This is a genomic window from Lysobacter sp. SCRH-1R (genome assembly GCF_057747855.1).
Genome location: NZ_CM173227.1, coordinates 167,481 through 181,766, shown reverse-complemented (window position 1 = coordinate 181,766; position 14,286 = coordinate 167,481). Strand labels below are relative to the sequence as shown.

General features: G+C 68.9%; 10 protein-coding genes. 6 read left to right on the top strand and 4 right to left on the bottom strand.

What is annotated here, in order from left to right; genetic code table 11:
* Positions 1–20 precede the first annotated feature (20 nt).
* On the top strand, positions 21–2,408 hold the full coding sequence (locus AC3ANK_RS00800) for a S9 family peptidase (protein WP_484171851.1): 2,388 nt from the start codon (positions 21–23) through the stop codon (positions 2,406–2,408).
* A gap of 119 nt (positions 2,409–2,527) precedes the next feature.
* Here AC3ANK_RS00800 and AC3ANK_RS00795 read toward each other — a convergent pair whose 3' ends face one another.
* Both AC3ANK_RS00795 and AC3ANK_RS00790 read right to left on the bottom strand, forming a co-directional pair.
* Positions 2,528–3,421 carry a DUF2950 domain-containing protein gene (locus AC3ANK_RS00795; protein WP_484171850.1) on the bottom strand — a complete coding sequence of 298 codons (894 nt, stop codon included), beginning with the start codon at positions 3,419–3,421 and terminating at the stop codon, positions 2,528–2,530.
* A gap of 37 nt (positions 3,422–3,458) precedes the next feature.
* Complete coding sequence (locus AC3ANK_RS00790) at positions 3,459–5,111, bottom strand: DUF3300 domain-containing protein (protein ID WP_484171849.1); 1,653 nt, start codon at positions 5,109–5,111, stop codon at positions 3,459–3,461.
* Positions 5,112–5,226: 115 nt separating this feature from the next.
* Here AC3ANK_RS00790 and hemF point away from each other — a divergent pair, with 115 nt between their 5' ends.
* Positions 5,227–6,150 carry an oxygen-dependent coproporphyrinogen oxidase gene (gene hemF / locus AC3ANK_RS00785; RefSeq protein WP_484171848.1) on the top strand — a complete coding sequence of 308 codons (924 nt, stop codon included), beginning with the start codon at positions 5,227–5,229 and terminating at the stop codon, positions 6,148–6,150.
* A 645-nt stretch (positions 6,151–6,795) separates the two neighbouring features.
* On the opposite strand, the gene polA is transcribed toward hemF, so the two are convergent.
* Positions 6,796–9,570 carry a DNA polymerase I gene (gene polA / locus AC3ANK_RS00780; protein ID WP_484171847.1) on the bottom strand — a complete coding sequence of 925 codons (2,775 nt, stop codon included), beginning with the start codon at positions 9,568–9,570 and terminating at the stop codon, positions 6,796–6,798.
* A 100-nt stretch (positions 9,571–9,670) separates the two neighbouring features.
* Here polA and AC3ANK_RS00775 point away from each other — a divergent pair, with 100 nt between their 5' ends.
* From AC3ANK_RS00775 to AC3ANK_RS00760, 4 genes are all read left to right on the top strand, one after another.
* The gene (locus AC3ANK_RS00775; protein ID WP_206862538.1) at positions 9,671–9,964 is read left to right on the top strand and encodes a DUF2782 domain-containing protein; all 294 of its coding nucleotides are present in this window, start codon (positions 9,671–9,673) and stop codon (positions 9,962–9,964) included.
* A 90-nt stretch (positions 9,965–10,054) separates the two neighbouring features.
* On the top strand, positions 10,055–10,804 hold the full coding sequence (locus tag AC3ANK_RS00770) for a bifunctional transcriptional activator/DNA repair enzyme AdaA (protein WP_484171846.1): 750 nt from the start codon (positions 10,055–10,057) through the stop codon (positions 10,802–10,804).
* Positions 10,801–11,541 (top strand): 2OG-Fe(II) oxygenase, encoded by a 741-nt coding sequence (locus AC3ANK_RS00765; protein ID WP_484171845.1) that lies wholly within the window; start codon positions 10,801–10,803, stop codon positions 11,539–11,541. The genes AC3ANK_RS00770 and AC3ANK_RS00765 overlap by 4 nt, the downstream gene beginning before the upstream one ends.
* Positions 11,542–11,658: 117 nt before the next feature.
* A complete protein-coding gene (locus AC3ANK_RS00760) occupies positions 11,659–11,901 on the top strand; it encodes a hypothetical protein (protein WP_206862541.1) in 243 nt (80 codons plus the stop codon).
* A 144-nt stretch (positions 11,902–12,045) separates the two neighbouring features.
* Here AC3ANK_RS00760 and uvrD read toward each other — a convergent pair whose 3' ends face one another.
* Complete coding sequence (uvrD, locus tag AC3ANK_RS00755; RefSeq protein ID WP_484171844.1) at positions 12,046–14,238, bottom strand: DNA helicase II; 2,193 nt, start codon at positions 14,236–14,238, stop codon at positions 12,046–12,048.
* Positions 14,239–14,286: the final 48 nt, after the last annotated feature.

Sequence of the window (14,286 nt, the reverse complement as noted above, 5' to 3'; positions counted from 1 at the left end):
AACCGTGCCGGTCCGACCTCATGCCATCGAGTCCCATCCGCCTCACTTCCCTCGCGTTTTCCGTCCTGTTGTTCAACAGTGCGCTGCTGGCCAGTACTGCGCAGGCGCAGACGCCGGTCACGCTGACCCAGGCGATGGCCGATCCCGACTGGATCGGGCCGCCGGTCGAACAGGCCTGGTGGGCCTGGGATGGCCAACGCGTTCAGTACCAGCTCAAGCGTGAAGGGGCCGCGATCCGCGACACCTACCAGCAGCCCGTCGCCGGCGGCGCCGCCACGGTGCTCGACGGCGCCGCACGCGCCGATCTCGACGCTCCGCGCGCCGTGCATGACGCCTCCCGCACGCGCACCGCGTTCGTGCGCAACGGCGACGTGTTCGTGCGCGACCTGCGCACCGGCGCGCTGACGCAGGTCACGCGCACCAACGCCGACGAGGCCACGCCGCAGTGGAGCAGCGACGGCAACCTCGTCTTCCGCCAGGCCAACGACTGGTACCAGTGGCGCGCCGGCCGCGGCGTGAGCCAGGCCGCGGTGGTGAAGGCCGAGAAGGATCCCGCCGCGCCGCCGAAGGCCGACGACCTGCGCGAGCGCCAGCTCGCCACGATCGCCACGCTGAGGAAGGACAAGGAACTGCGCGACGCCGCGCGCGACCAGAGCGACGCCTGGCGTCGCGCCGATCCCACGCGCGCGCCGGCGCCGACGTACCTGGGGCCGGATGTCGTCGTCGCCGACAGCGCGCTCTCGCCCGACGGCAAGTGGCTGCTGGTCGTCACCACCGCCAAGGGCGCCGAGGAAGGCCAGGCCGGCAAGATGCCCAAGTACGTGACCGAATCGGGTTACGAGGAATTCGAGGACGTGCGCACGCGCGTCGGCCGCAACGCGCCGCTGTCGCACAAGCTGTGGCTGGTGGACGTCGATGCGTCGAAGGCGACCGAACTCAAGTTCGACACGCTGCCCGGCATCAAGGACGATCCGCTCGCCGCGATGCGCAAGGCCGCCAAGCAGGAACCGCTGAAGGGCGATCGCGCCGTGCGCATCGAAACCGACGGCGACGGCTCGGGCCCGGCGATCCACTGGAGCGGGGATTCGCGCAACGTCGCGCTGCTGGTGCGTGCGGTCGACAACAAGGATCGCTGGATCGCCAGCGTCGACCTGGCGAACGCGAAGCTCGTCACCCGCGACCGCCTCACCGACAAGGCGTGGATCAACTGGGGTTTCAACGACTTCGGCTGGACGCGCGACGGCGCGCTGTGGTTCCTGTCCGAACGCAGCGGCCATTCGCACCTGTACGTGAACGATGGCGGCAGGTCACGCCAGCTCACCAGCGGCCAGTGGGAAGTCTCGGCGCCGGCGCTTTCGCCGGACGGCGCGACGTTCTTCTTCGCCTGCAACCGCAAGTGGCCGGGCGATTACGAAGTGTGCGCGGTGCCGGTCGCCGGCGGCGACGTGCGCGAAGTGACCTCGCTGGACGGCGTGGAGGACTTCTCGTTGTCGCCGGATGGTTCGAAGGTGCTCGTGCGCCATTCGGCCAGCTACATGCCGCCGCAGCTGTCGGTGGTGAACGCCGCCGGCGGCGACGCCACGCAGCTCACCGACACGCGCAAGCCCGAGTTCAGGAACCGCGAGTGGATCCAGCCCGAATACGTGCAGGTGCCGAGCAAGCATGGCGCGGGCGTGGTGTGGGGCAAGTTCTACGGCCCGAAGAACTACGAGCCGGGCCGCAAGTATCCGATCGTGATGTTCGTGCACGGCGCGGGCTACCTGCAGAACGTGTCGGAGCGTTATCCGAACTACTTCCGCGAGCAGATGTTCCACAACCTGCTGGTGCAGCAGGGCTACGTGGTGCTCGATCTGGACTACCGCGCGTCCGAAGGCTACGGCCGCGACTGGCGCACGGCGATCTATCGCCAGATGGGGCATCCGGAGCTCGAGGATTACCTGGACGGCCTGGACTGGCTGGTCGCCAACAAGCAGGGCGACAAGGACCACGCCGGCATCTACGGCGGCTCGTACGGCGGCTTCATGACGTTCATGGCGCTGTTCCGTTCGCCGGGCACGTTCAAGGCCGGCGCCGCGCTGCGCCCGGTGGCCGACTGGTCGCAGTACAACCACGAGTACACCAGCAACATCCTCAACACGCCCGAACTCGATCCGGAGGCCTACCAGGTCTCCTCGCCGATCAACTTCGCCGACAAGCTGCAGGACAACCTGCTGATCGCGCACGGCATGATCGACGACAACGTGTTCTTCAAGGATTCGGTGATGCTGAGCCAGCGCCTGATCGAACTGCGCAAGGACAAGTGGGAAATCGCGCCGTACCCGCTGGAACGCCACAGCTTCACGCGTTCGGACAGCTGGTATGACGAGTATCGGCGGATCTATGAGTTGTTCGAGCGGACGTTGAAGTAACGTCTGCTGCGGTTTAGCCCCTCTCCCATCGGGAGAGGGGTTGGGGTGAGGGGACGGGGCGTGCGATGCAGTGATGTGCCGATGCTTTCGTCAGCGGTACGGCGTCGTGCACGCCACCCTCACCTCCCCGCAGTCGCACTCGCAGCCGATGCCGCCTCGCTCCAGCTCGAATCCGGATCGAACGCGTTCATCCCCTTCGCCAGCGCTTCGCTGCCCGGGCCCAGGTCCTTCTCGAACACCTGCCCGTCCGGCCCGATCATGAAACTCATCACGCCGGTGTCGCCGTATTTCGCCGGCCACGCGATCAGCGCGAAGCCGCGCGTCATCCGTCCGTCGATGCGGTAATCGCGCGCGCCGCCCGGCGCCGACGCGCCCTGCGACGTGAGGATGCGATAGCGATAGCCGAGGTAATCGCCCTTCGGCAGATCGTCGCCGAACAGCGGACCGAGCGGGCTCACGTCGCCGCTGCCGTCGTCGGGCCAGTACAGCCCGTCGTGCCGTCCATCGCTGCTGAGGATGTGCTGCGCGTACTCGAGCACGCCGTCGCCGTCGTGATCGCGTCCGGCGTAATCCAGCTGCGCGTCGCGATACGCCTGCACCGCCTGCAGCACCGCAAGCTCGTTGCGGCCGATCCGGCGCACACGCATTTCCTCGCCGCCGGCCTTCGGATCGAACCGCCAGCCGCCCTTGTCCTGCTTCAACGGGATCGGCAGCGTCCAGCCGGCGTCGCCGACGGCGAGCCTGGCCTGCGCACCCTCGGTCACGATGCGATGCGAGCGCTTCCATTGCGTGAGGAACGCATCGACGTCCTCGCGCTCGACGCCTTCCAGCGGAATGTAATCGCGCCATTGCGCGCCGAGCACTTTCTGCAGCGCCGCCTTATCGCGTTGTTCGACCGCGGCGACGAACGCATCCGCCGCCGCGTCGGCGGTGGGATAGGCGCTCTGCGCGAACACCGGCGACAGGCACAGCGCGATCGGCAAGGCCAGGACGATCCGGGTTGCACGCTTCATCGAAGGACTCCTCATCGAACCTGCGATCGAATGGCGATCAACCGCGACGCCGCGCGCCGCCACCGCCGCGCGACTGACGCTGCACCTGATGTCCACCGGCCCGCGCCGATTGCGGTCGCTGCTGCATCTGCCGGCTCTGCTGTCCACGCTGGACCTGCGCGTGCGTCTGCTGCGGATGCCTCGCGCCCTCGAACGCGTTGTTGCGCGAGACCTCGTGCGCCGGGCGGTGTTGCGCGTGGTCCTGCAGGCGCGGTTGGCTCGCCTGCGAATGCTGGAGGCTGCTCGCATGCGTCCCGCGCGCCTGATTGCGCGCCTGCTGGTTCGCGTACGTGGTACGCGGCCCGGCATCGCGATGCTGCGCCTGCTGGCCGCGCGATTGCGCCACCTCGCGCGCGTGATCGCGCGAGCCATCGCGTGAGACCTGCTGCGTGCGCGCCTGTGCGGTTTCGCGCGCCCGTTCGCGCGAGGCATCGCGCTGTAGGCCCGCACCGCCCTGCCCGGCCCGCGAATCCAGGCCGCCCGGAGGTTCGCGCAGATCGCGTCCGGCTTCGCGCGCACGTTCCTGCGCCTGGCGATTGCTCGCGGCCGGCGTTTCGAATCCGCGCCGCTGCATTTCCTGCCGCGCGCGATCGCGACTGGCCTGGTGCGCCGCGTCGTTGCCGCGGAACGCCTGGCGCTGCTCCGCGCCCGGCAGCGGACGCTGGCCGAACTGCTCGCGGCTGCGTGCATCGCGATACGGCACGTCGCCACGGAAATTCGCGTCGTGCTGCCACGTGCTGCGGCTCGCGTCGATCTGCCGGTTGACGTTGATGTTGTTGTAGCGGTTCACGTCGATGTCGACGTCGCCGCCGTGCCAGTCCCAGTCGCCCCACAGCGCGTCGGCGACCGCGACGCCCGTGCCGAATGCGAGGCCGGCCGCTAGCACGCTTCCCGGATACCACGTCGGCGCCGGCGGGTAGTACGCGGGCGGATACGACGGATAAGGCCACGACCCGTACACCGTGGTCGGGTTGTAGCTGGGCACGTAGACGACTTCGGGATTCGCCGGCTCGATCTGGATGATCTGCGTCGGCGGCGGCGGAGGTGGCGCCTCGCCCTGGACCACGACGGGCGCTGGCGCGGGTGAGGCTGGCGCTGCCACGACCGTCACCTTCTGCTGTTCCGAACTCTGCAGGTTGCCAGCGGCCTGCGCGGCGCGGCGCAGGCGTTGCACCGCGTCCATCACGTCGCCGGGCTGCGCGAGGAACGCGTCGCCCAGGCGCTGCACCCAGCCGGGATCCTGCGAGAGCGTCGACATCACCTGCGGGAAGGCCACCAGCGACTGCACGCTCGGATCCCACGGCTGGTCGGCCACGAGCTTCACCGCCGCATCGCCCTTCGCATCGGGATGCGCCTTCGACCACGCCACCGCATCGGCCACGTTGCCCGGATACGTGGCCGCCATCAGCACCTGCGTGAGCAGCGAATCGGGATACAGCGCGATCGGCGCGACCATCTGGTCGAGTTCTTCCTGCCCGAACACGCGTTCGGCCTGCGCCGTGGCGGCTGGCGCGGCCGGCGATGGCATCGCGGGCGCCTGCGCGGCGGGCGGCGCGGTGGGCGCGTCGGGCGCGGCCTCGCGCTTGCACGAGACCGCCGACAACGCGGCGATCAGGGCGGCGGACAGGACACACGGGCGGAGCATGCGCATCACACACCTCCCACACCTTGGCATCGGCGATGCCCGGCGAACGCCGGTCCGTCGACGGCTCCCTGAACGGAGCGGCGGCTATCATGCGCGCCTGCCCCGCTATGTCCCTGTGAACATGAGCTCGCCTGCCCCGGCCTTCGACGACGTCCGCGCCTACCTCACCGACCTGCAGGACCGCATCTGCGCGGCCATCGAGCACGCCGACGGCAGCGCGCGCTTCCGCGAAGACCTGTGGCAGCGCACAGAAGGAGGCGGCGGGCGCACGCGCGTGCTGCGCGACGGCGCGGTGTTCGAACAGGCGGGCATCGGTTTTTCCGACGTGTCCGGCACCAAGCTGCCGCCGTCGGCGACCGCCGCGCGGCCTGAGCTCGCGGGCGCGTCGTGGCGTGCGGTCGGCGTGTCGCTGGTGTTCCATCCGCGCAATCCGCACCTCCCGACCACGCACGCGAACGTGCGCCACTTCCGCGCCGTGCGCGATGGCGAGACCGTGGCGTGGTGGTTCGGCGGCGGCTTCGACCTGACGCCGTTCTATCCGGTCGACGAGGACGTGCTGCACTGGCATCGCGTCGCGCGCGAGCTGTGCGAACCCTTCGGCGGCCAGGCGCGCTACGAGAAGCACAAGCACTGGTGCGACGAATACTTCTTCCTCAAGCATCGCAACGAAACGCGCGGCGTCGGCGGCCTGTTCTTCGACGACCTGCACGAGGACGCCGATGCCGACTTCGCCTACCTGCGCGCCGTGGGCGACGGCTTCCTCGACGCGTACCTGCCGATCGTCGGCCGTCGCAAGGACACGCCGTACGGCGAGCGCGAACGCCAGTTCCAGCTCTACCGTCGCGGGCGCTACGTCGAGTTCAACCTCGTCTTCGACCGCGGCACCCTGTTCGGCCTGCAATCGGGCGGCCGTACCGAGTCGATCCTGATGAGCCTCCCCCCGCTGGTGCGCTGGGAATACGGCTTCGCGCCGGAGGAAGGCAGCGCAGAGGCGCGCCTGGCCGATTACCTGCGCCCGCGCGATTGGTTGGACGAGCTGGCCTGAGCTTTCGATCGCGCTTGGCGGACGCGCCGCGGGCCTGGATCCCGGCCCTCGCCGGGATGACGTTGGAGACGTCGGGGTAGAACCACGGGCGCTGGGCAACGTCGGGCGGAGCAGATCGGATAGGCAGTCGCGCCCCGGGTGCGCTTCGCTTACCCGGGCTACAGAACCTGAGCTTTCGATCGCGCGGCGGGCCTGGAGCCCGGCCTACGCCGGGATGACGTCGGAAAAGGTGGCGGAGGAAAGCGCGCGCAGCAGACAGGGGGCGGCAGCCGCGGGGATTGGAACCATCGGCGCGGGGGCCCAGAGTTTTGCTTCGCAAAACTTCGGGTTTTATTTCTGGCGACGCCAGAAATAAAAAGCCCCGCAGGCAGGGGGGGCCGGCGGGGCTGGGGAGCGGGACCTGGGGAGGGGTCTTCGCTCCGGGATCACTCCAGGGGAGGGAGAGATCGGCGACAGGCGTTGCACCTGTCGCGACCTATATGACCATTCCGTACATGGATGGTTCGTGAAGATCCGGGTTAACAATTTGTTGGATTCAGGGTGCATTCACCCAGCTGAAAACGTTTTTCCCCGGGGATTCCGCCAGGAGCGGTCGCGCGCGGCCGATGGCACGGAACCTGACGGTCACACCGTCCCGACGAACGGTCAGTGCGCCTCGTCCCAGTTGGCGCCGACGCCGGTGTCGACCACCAGCGGAACCCGCAAACCCGCCGCCCGCGCCATCCGCTCGCGTGCCTCGTTCACCAGCGTATCGACGAAGCCGGTCTCGACCTCGAACACCAGTTCGTCGTGCACCTGCAGCACCATCAGCGCGCGGTCGCGGTGGTCGGCCAGCCAGCCGTCGATGGAGATCATCGCCAGCTTGATGATGTCCGCCGCCGTGCCCTGCATCGGCGCGTTGATCGCCGCACGTTCGGCACCGGCACGCAGGCCCTGGTTGCGCGCGTGGATGTTGTCCAGGTAGAGCCGGCGCCCGAACACGGTTTCGACATAGCCCTGCTCGCGCGCCTGCTGCCGCGTGCGCTCCATGAAATCGCGCACGCCCGGGTAGCGACTGAAGTACAGCGCGATGTAGTCCTGCGCCTCGCCGCGCGAGATGTTCAGCTGCCGCGCCAGTCCGAACGCGCCCATGCCGTACATCAGGCCGAAGTTGATTGCCTTGGCCGCACGACGTTCGTTGTGGGTGACATCATCGAACGGCTTGCCGAACACCTCCGCCGCCGTCGCACGATGGATGTCCGCGCCGGATTCGAACGCGCGCAGCAGGCTCGGATCCTCCGACAGGTGCGCCATGATCCGCAGCTCGATCTGCGAGTAGTCGCAGGCGACGATGCGGCGCCCTTCCGGCGCGACGAACGCCTGACGGATGCGGCGCCCGTCGTCGGTGCGGATCGGGATGTTCTGCAGGTTCGGATCGCTCGACGCGAGCCGTCCCGTCGCCGCGCCCGCCTGGTGGTAGCTGGTGTGCACGCGGCCGGTGTCGCGGTTGACCATCTCCGGCAGCTTGTCGGTGTAGGTGCTGCGCAGCTTCGACAGGCCGCGGTATTCCAGGATCACCCGCGGCAGCTCGTGCTGGTCGGCGATCGCTTCCAGCGCTTCCTCGTTCGTCGAAGGCGCGCCCGACGGCGTCTTCACCAGCGCGGGCAACTTCAGTTCGTCGAACAGCAACTGGCCGAGCTGCTTGGGCGAATCGAGGTTGAACGTACGACCGGCCAGTTCCGTCGCCTTCTGCTGCGCGGCGAGCATGCGCTTGCCCAGGTCTGCCGACTGCCGGCGCAACTCGTCGGCGTCGACCATCACCCCGTTGGCTTCGACGCGTTCGAGCACCTGCACCAGCGGCATCTCGATCTCGTGGTACACGTGCGCCAGGCCCGACACCGCTTCGACCTTCGGCGACAGCACGCGATGCAGGCGCAGCGTGACGTCGGCGTCTTCCGCGGCGTAACGCGTGGCGTCCTCGATGGACACCTGCGAGAACGGAATCGACTTCGCGCCCTTGCCGGCGACATCCTCGTAGCGCACGGTCTCGTAGCCGAGATAGCGCTTGGCCAGCGAATCCATGTCGTGGCGCGTGGCGGTCGCGTTGTAGACGAAGCTCTGCAGCATCGTGTCGTCGGCGTAGTTGCGCACGTCGATGCCGTTGCGGCGCAGCACGTGCAGATCGTACTTGCCGTGCTGGCCCATCTTCTTGCGCGTGGGATCCTCGAACAGCGTGCGCAACGCGGCCAGCGCTTCGGTGCGGTCGAGCTGCTTCGGCGCGCCCGGATAATCGTGGGCGAGCGGCAGGTACGCGCCGCGACCGGGTTCCGCCGCGAGACTCAGGCCGATGAGGTTGGCCTGCATCGGGTCGAGCGAATCGGTTTCGGTGTCGAACGCGAACTCCTCCGAGTCGCGCAGGCGCGCCAGCAGGTCGTCGAACTGCTCCGGGGTCAGGATCGCCTCGTAATCGCCCTTCGCCGACAGCGACGGATCGACTGCTTCCGCCGGCGCGCCGGAACGCGCGTGGCCGGCCGCGGTATTGCGAAGGCCCGTCGGGCTGTTCGCGTGATCCTCGACCACCGCGCCCGGGCCTTCGAGTTCGCGCAGCGCCTGCTTGAAGCCGTAGCGCGCGTACAGCTCGCGCAGTTCGTCGACGTGGCGATCGCGCAGCACCAGGTCGGTCGGCGCCCGATCGAGCTCGACGTCGGTCCTGATGGTCGTCAGCGTCCGGTTGAGCGGCAGGCGGGGCAGCGCGGCGCGCAGGTTCTCGCCGATCTTGCCCTTGATGTCCTGCGCATGCGCGATGACGTTGTCGAGCGTGCCGTATTCGCCGAGCCATTTCGCCGCGGTCTTCGGACCGCATTTCTCGACGCCGGGAATGTTGTCTACGGTGTCGCCCATCAGCGCGAGCAGGTCGATGATCTGGTCCGGGCGCACGCCGAACTTGTCGATCACGCCGGCTTCGGAGTCCAGCCGGCTGCCGCTCATCGTGTTCACCAGCGCGATGCGCGGGCGCACCAGCTGCGCGAAATCCTTGTCGCTGGTGGAGATGGTCACGTCGATGCCCTGCTCCGCCGCGCGCACGGCGAGCGTGCCGATCACGTCGTCGGCTTCGACGCCTTCGATGCGCAGGATCGTCATGCCCAGCGCGTTGACGATGTCGCACATCGGCTGCACCTGCGCGCGCAGTTCGTCGGGCATCGCGGCGCGGTTGGCCTTGTATTCCGGATACAGGTCGTCGCGGAAGGTCTTGCCCGGCGCGTCGACCACGAAGGCGACGTACGCGGGTTGCTCCTTCAGCGTCGCGCGCAGCATGTTGACCACGCCGAACAGCGCCCCGGTGGGTTCGCCGGCGTCGTTGGTGAGCGGCGGGAGCGCGTGGAAGGCGCGATAGAGATAACTGGAACCGTCGATGAGGACGAGGCGTGGCGTGTCGGTCATGTGGGAATTCTACGCTGCGCCCCTGCGGTGGCCGTCACCCCGGCCTGCGGCGGCGGCGCGTATCCTGTGGGCGACCCGCCCCGTCGGCCAGGAGACCGCCATGCGCCACGTTCTGTTCGCCCTGCTGCTCCCGTTGACCCTGTTCGGCTGCGCGACGATGGGCGGCGGCGATCCCACGGCCGGGCTGGAGAACCCCGAAGTGCGCTCGCGCACCGTCAGCGGCGGCGACACCATCGACGAGTACTACGTCGCCGGCCAGCTGCGCGTGGTGCGCATCACGCCGGCGCGCGGCCCGGTCTACTACCTGGTGGACAACAACGCCGACGGCATCCTCGACAGCAGCAAGGGCGAAGGCCCGATCTCGCCGGTGCAGTACAAGCTGCTGACCTGGTAAACGCCGCCGCGTGCTCGCCGCACGATCCGGATATCGGGCGCGCGGCACGGCGCGCAGACTCCATCGCGTTGCTTCCACGGGAGAAACGCGATGACGCTTCCTCAGCTTTCCTTCGATACCGGACGCGACCCGCGCTGGGTCGCGTTGTGCGCGCGCGACCGCGCCAGCGACGGTCGCTTCGTCTATTCGGTGAAGACCACCGGCGTGTACTGCCGGCCCTCGTGCGCGGCGCGGCGTCCGCGTCCGGAGAACGTGTGCTTCCATGCCACGCCCGACGACGCCGAACGCGCCGGCTTCCGCGCGTGCCTGCGTTGCCATCCGCGACGTGAACCCGCGACCCGGCAGGCGGTCCGCTTCGCCATCGGCGAAAGCTCGCTGGGCCTGGTGCTGGTGGCCGAGAGCGACGCGGGCCTGCGCGCCGTGCTGTTCGGCGACGAGGCCGGCGAGCTGGTGCACGACCTGCAATCGCGGCTGCCGACGGCGGCGCTCGCGGTGGACGCGGGCGGCGTGCAGGCGGCGCTGGAGGCGGTGGTCGATTGCGTCGAGGCGCCGCATCTCGCGCTGGACCGGCCACTCGATCTGCAGGGCACGCCGTTCCAGACGAAGGTGTGGCGTGCGTTGCGGCGAGTCCCGGCGGGAACGACAGTGAGTTACGGCGAACTGGCCCGGCGGCTGGGCGTGCCCGGGTCGGCCCGGGCGGTCGCGGCGGCCTGCGCGGCCAATCCGCTGGCGGTGGTCGTGCCATGCCATCGCGTGGTCGCGGCCGACGGCAACCTGTCCGGCTACCGCTGGGGCGCAGGGCGAAAGCGCACGCTGCTGCAGCGCGAGGCACGCGCATGAGCGCCGCGTTGGCCCTGCGACGGGACCGCAAGGCGCTCGCCGAGCGCATCGCCTGGCAGGACTGGGAAGGGACGGCCGCATCGCTCGACGCGTACGGCCACGCGGTGCTGCCGGGCCTGCTCGACGAAGCCGAATGCCGCGCGATCGCCGCGCTGTACGATCGGCCCGACGGCTTCCGCAGCCGCGTGGTGATGGCGCGGCATGGGTTCGGCAGCGGCGAATACCGCTATTTCGCCTATCCGCTGCCGCCGACGGTCGCGCTGCTGCGCGAGGCGGTCTATCCGTATCTGGCGCCGGTCGCGAACCGATGGAACGCGGCGATGGGCATCGACGTGCGCTATCCCGACACGCACGACGATTTCCTGCAACGCTGCCATGAGGCCGGCCAGACGCGGCCCACGCCGCTGCTGCTGCGGTATCACGCCGGCGACTACAACTGCCTGCACCAGGACCTCTACGGCGAACACGTGTTCCCGCTGCAGGTGGCGGTGCTGCTCTCGCAACCGGGCGAGGACTTCGACGGCGGCGAGTTCGTCCTCACCGAGCAGCGCCCGCGCATGCAGTCGCGCGCGGAAGTCGTGCCGCTGCGCCGCGGCGATGCGGTCGTGTTCGCCGTGCATCATCGCCCGATGCGCGGGACGCGCGGCATCTATCGCGTGAACCTGCGCCACGGCGTGAGCCGCGTGCGTTCAGGCCGACGTCACGTCCTGGGCCTCGTGTTTCACGACGCGCAGTAGGCCTGCGTCCTAACCTGCGGCGTCGAGGCGATGTCCGTGGGTGCTCAGGTTTTCCCGCCGGATGCCGTTAACGAAACGCCGCACCGTCCCGCGCGGCGCAACGGAGGAAGCACCGGAGTGTCCGGGAAAGAAAGACGCAAGCCCAAGCCGCCGCTCGATGCCGCCGCGCTGCGGAAGGGCCTCACCGAGGAGCAGCGCCGCACGCTGGAGGAGCTGGAGCATTTCCAGTGGACGCTGGAGTTCGTGCGCCGCCCGCTGTTCCAGGACCCGATGCCGGTGCTGTTCGATCGCGACCGCAAGCGCTGCGTGGCGCTGCTGCCGGATGGATCGCTGGATGAGTCGGTGAAGCTGCGCGAGTAAGCACCGCGCCTGCTTCTGTAGCCCGGGTAAGCGAAGCGCACCCGGGGCTCTGCGCGGTGAACCCGGGTGCGCTTCGCTTACCCGGGCTACAAGAGCTACAAGGGCGATCCCGTCGTCCGACGAACGCCTGAACGACACGGGCACCTACGCCGGCTGCAGATTCGCATACGCCAGCACCAGCCACTTGCTGCCGGCATCGTCGAAGTTCACCTGCACGCGCGCGTGCGCGCCGCTGCCTTCGTAATCGGTGACGGTGCCCAGTCCGAACGACGGGTGCTTCACCTGCGAGCCCAACCGCACCGCCGGCTGTTCCAGCGGCGCATGCCCGCGACCGGCGCCCGGCACGCCGCGCTGCACGCCGCCGCTGTACGGGCGCGAGACCTGCACCTTCGGGCGCACTTCGTTGAGCAGCGGCGCCGGGATCTCGCGCAGGAAGCGCGACGGCACGCCGTACATGTCGGCGCCGTGGATGCGGCGCGATTCGGCATAGCTGAGCACGAGCTTCTGCCGCGCGCGCGTGATGCCGACGTACGCCAGGCGCCGCTCCTCTTCGAGGCGACCGGACTCTTCGGTGGAGCGACCGCTCGGGAACACGCCCTCTTCCATGCCGGCCAGGAACACCAGCGGGAATTCCAGTCCCTTGGCGCTGTGCAGCGTCATCAGCTGCACGCCCTCCTCGCCGGCCTGCGCCTGGCCTTCGCCGGCTTCCAGCGCGGCGTAGCTGAGGAACGCGACCAGTTCCGGCATCGCCGTCGCGTCCTCGTCGTCGGTGCGCGTGAAGCGCGAAGCGACCGAGACCAGTTCGTCGAGGTTGTCCACGCGCGAATCCAGCTGGCCGCGCGATTCGTTGAAGTAGTGCTCACGAAGACCCGAGCGGATCAACACGTGGTCGATCTTCTCCGGCAGCGTCATCGACGCCAGTTCGTTGTCGAGGTCGTCGATCATCGCGAGGAACCCCGCGACCGCATTGCGCGCACGTGCCGCCAGGCCGTTCTCGCCGACGATCCGACGCGAGGCCTCCCATAGCGACACACCGTCGGCACGTGCGCGACGCCGCACTTCGTCGAGCGTGCGCTCGCCGATGCCACGCGTCGGCGTGTTCACGGCGCGCTCGAACGCCGCGTCGTCCAGGCGCGAGGCGATCAGGCGCAGGTACGCCAGCGTGTCCTTGATTTCGGCGCGCTCGAAGAAGCGCAGGCCACCGTACACGCGGTACGGCACCTGTTCGGACAGCAGCGATTCTTCGAACGCGCGCGACTGCGCGTTGCTGCGGTAGAGGATGGCGACTTCGCCGTAGCTGCCGCCATCGCGTACCCACTGGCGCAGGCGTTCGACGACGAAGCGCGCTTCGTCCATCTCGTTGTACGCGGCGTACAGGTCGATCGGTTCGCCGGTGCCGCTGTCGGTCCACAGGTTCTTGCCCAGGCGATCCGGGTTGTGCGCGATGACCGCGTTCGCCGCTTCCAGGATGTTCGCACTGGAGCGGTAGTTCTGCTCCAGGCGGATCGTGTGCGTGCCGGAGAAGTCCTTCAGGAACCGCTGCATGTTCTCGACCTTCGCGCCGCGCCAGCCATAGATCGACTGGTCGTCGTCGCCGACGACGAACACGTGCCCGGTGTCGCCCGCGAGCACGCGCACGAAGGCGTACTGGATCGCGTTGGTGTCCTGGAACTCGTCGACGAGGATCTCGCGGAAGCGATGCCGGTAATGCGCCAGCAGCGCCGGGTTGTCGCGCAGCAGTTCGTGCGCGCGCAGCAGCAGTTCGGCGAAATCGACCAGGCCCGCGCGTTCGCAGCGCTCCTGGTAGGCCTCGTAGCATTTGTGCATGACGTCGGCCCACGGGTCGCCGGACGTCGGTTGCAGGTTGTGCGGGCGGCGGCCTTCGTCCTTCTGCGCGTTGATCCACCACACGATCTGCCGCGGCGGGAAGCGTGTTTCGTCGAATTCCAGCGCCTGCACGACGCGCTTGACCAGGCGCAGCTGGTCGTCCGAATCGAGCACCTGGAAGCCTTCGGGCAACTTCGCCTCCTGCCAGTGCAGGCGCAGCAGGCGATGCGCGAGGCCGTGGAAGGTGCCGATCCACATGCCGCGCGCGCCGTGGCGCAGCTGGTCGTCGACGCGGTGGCGCATCTCGCCGGCGGCCTTGTTGGTGAAGGTCACCGCGAGGATCCCGTGGGTCGGCACGCCGTGGACTTCGTTCATCCAGGCGATGCGATGCGTGAGCACGCGGGTCTTGCCGGAACCGGCGCCGGCGAGGACGAGGTAATGACCGGGCGGGGCGCTGACGGCCTCGCGCTGCGCTGGATTCAGCGCGTCGAGCAGGTGGGAGACATCCATGCGGGTATTGTAGCGGCGGCGGTCTCATCGCCCGCGTCGCGGGCCATC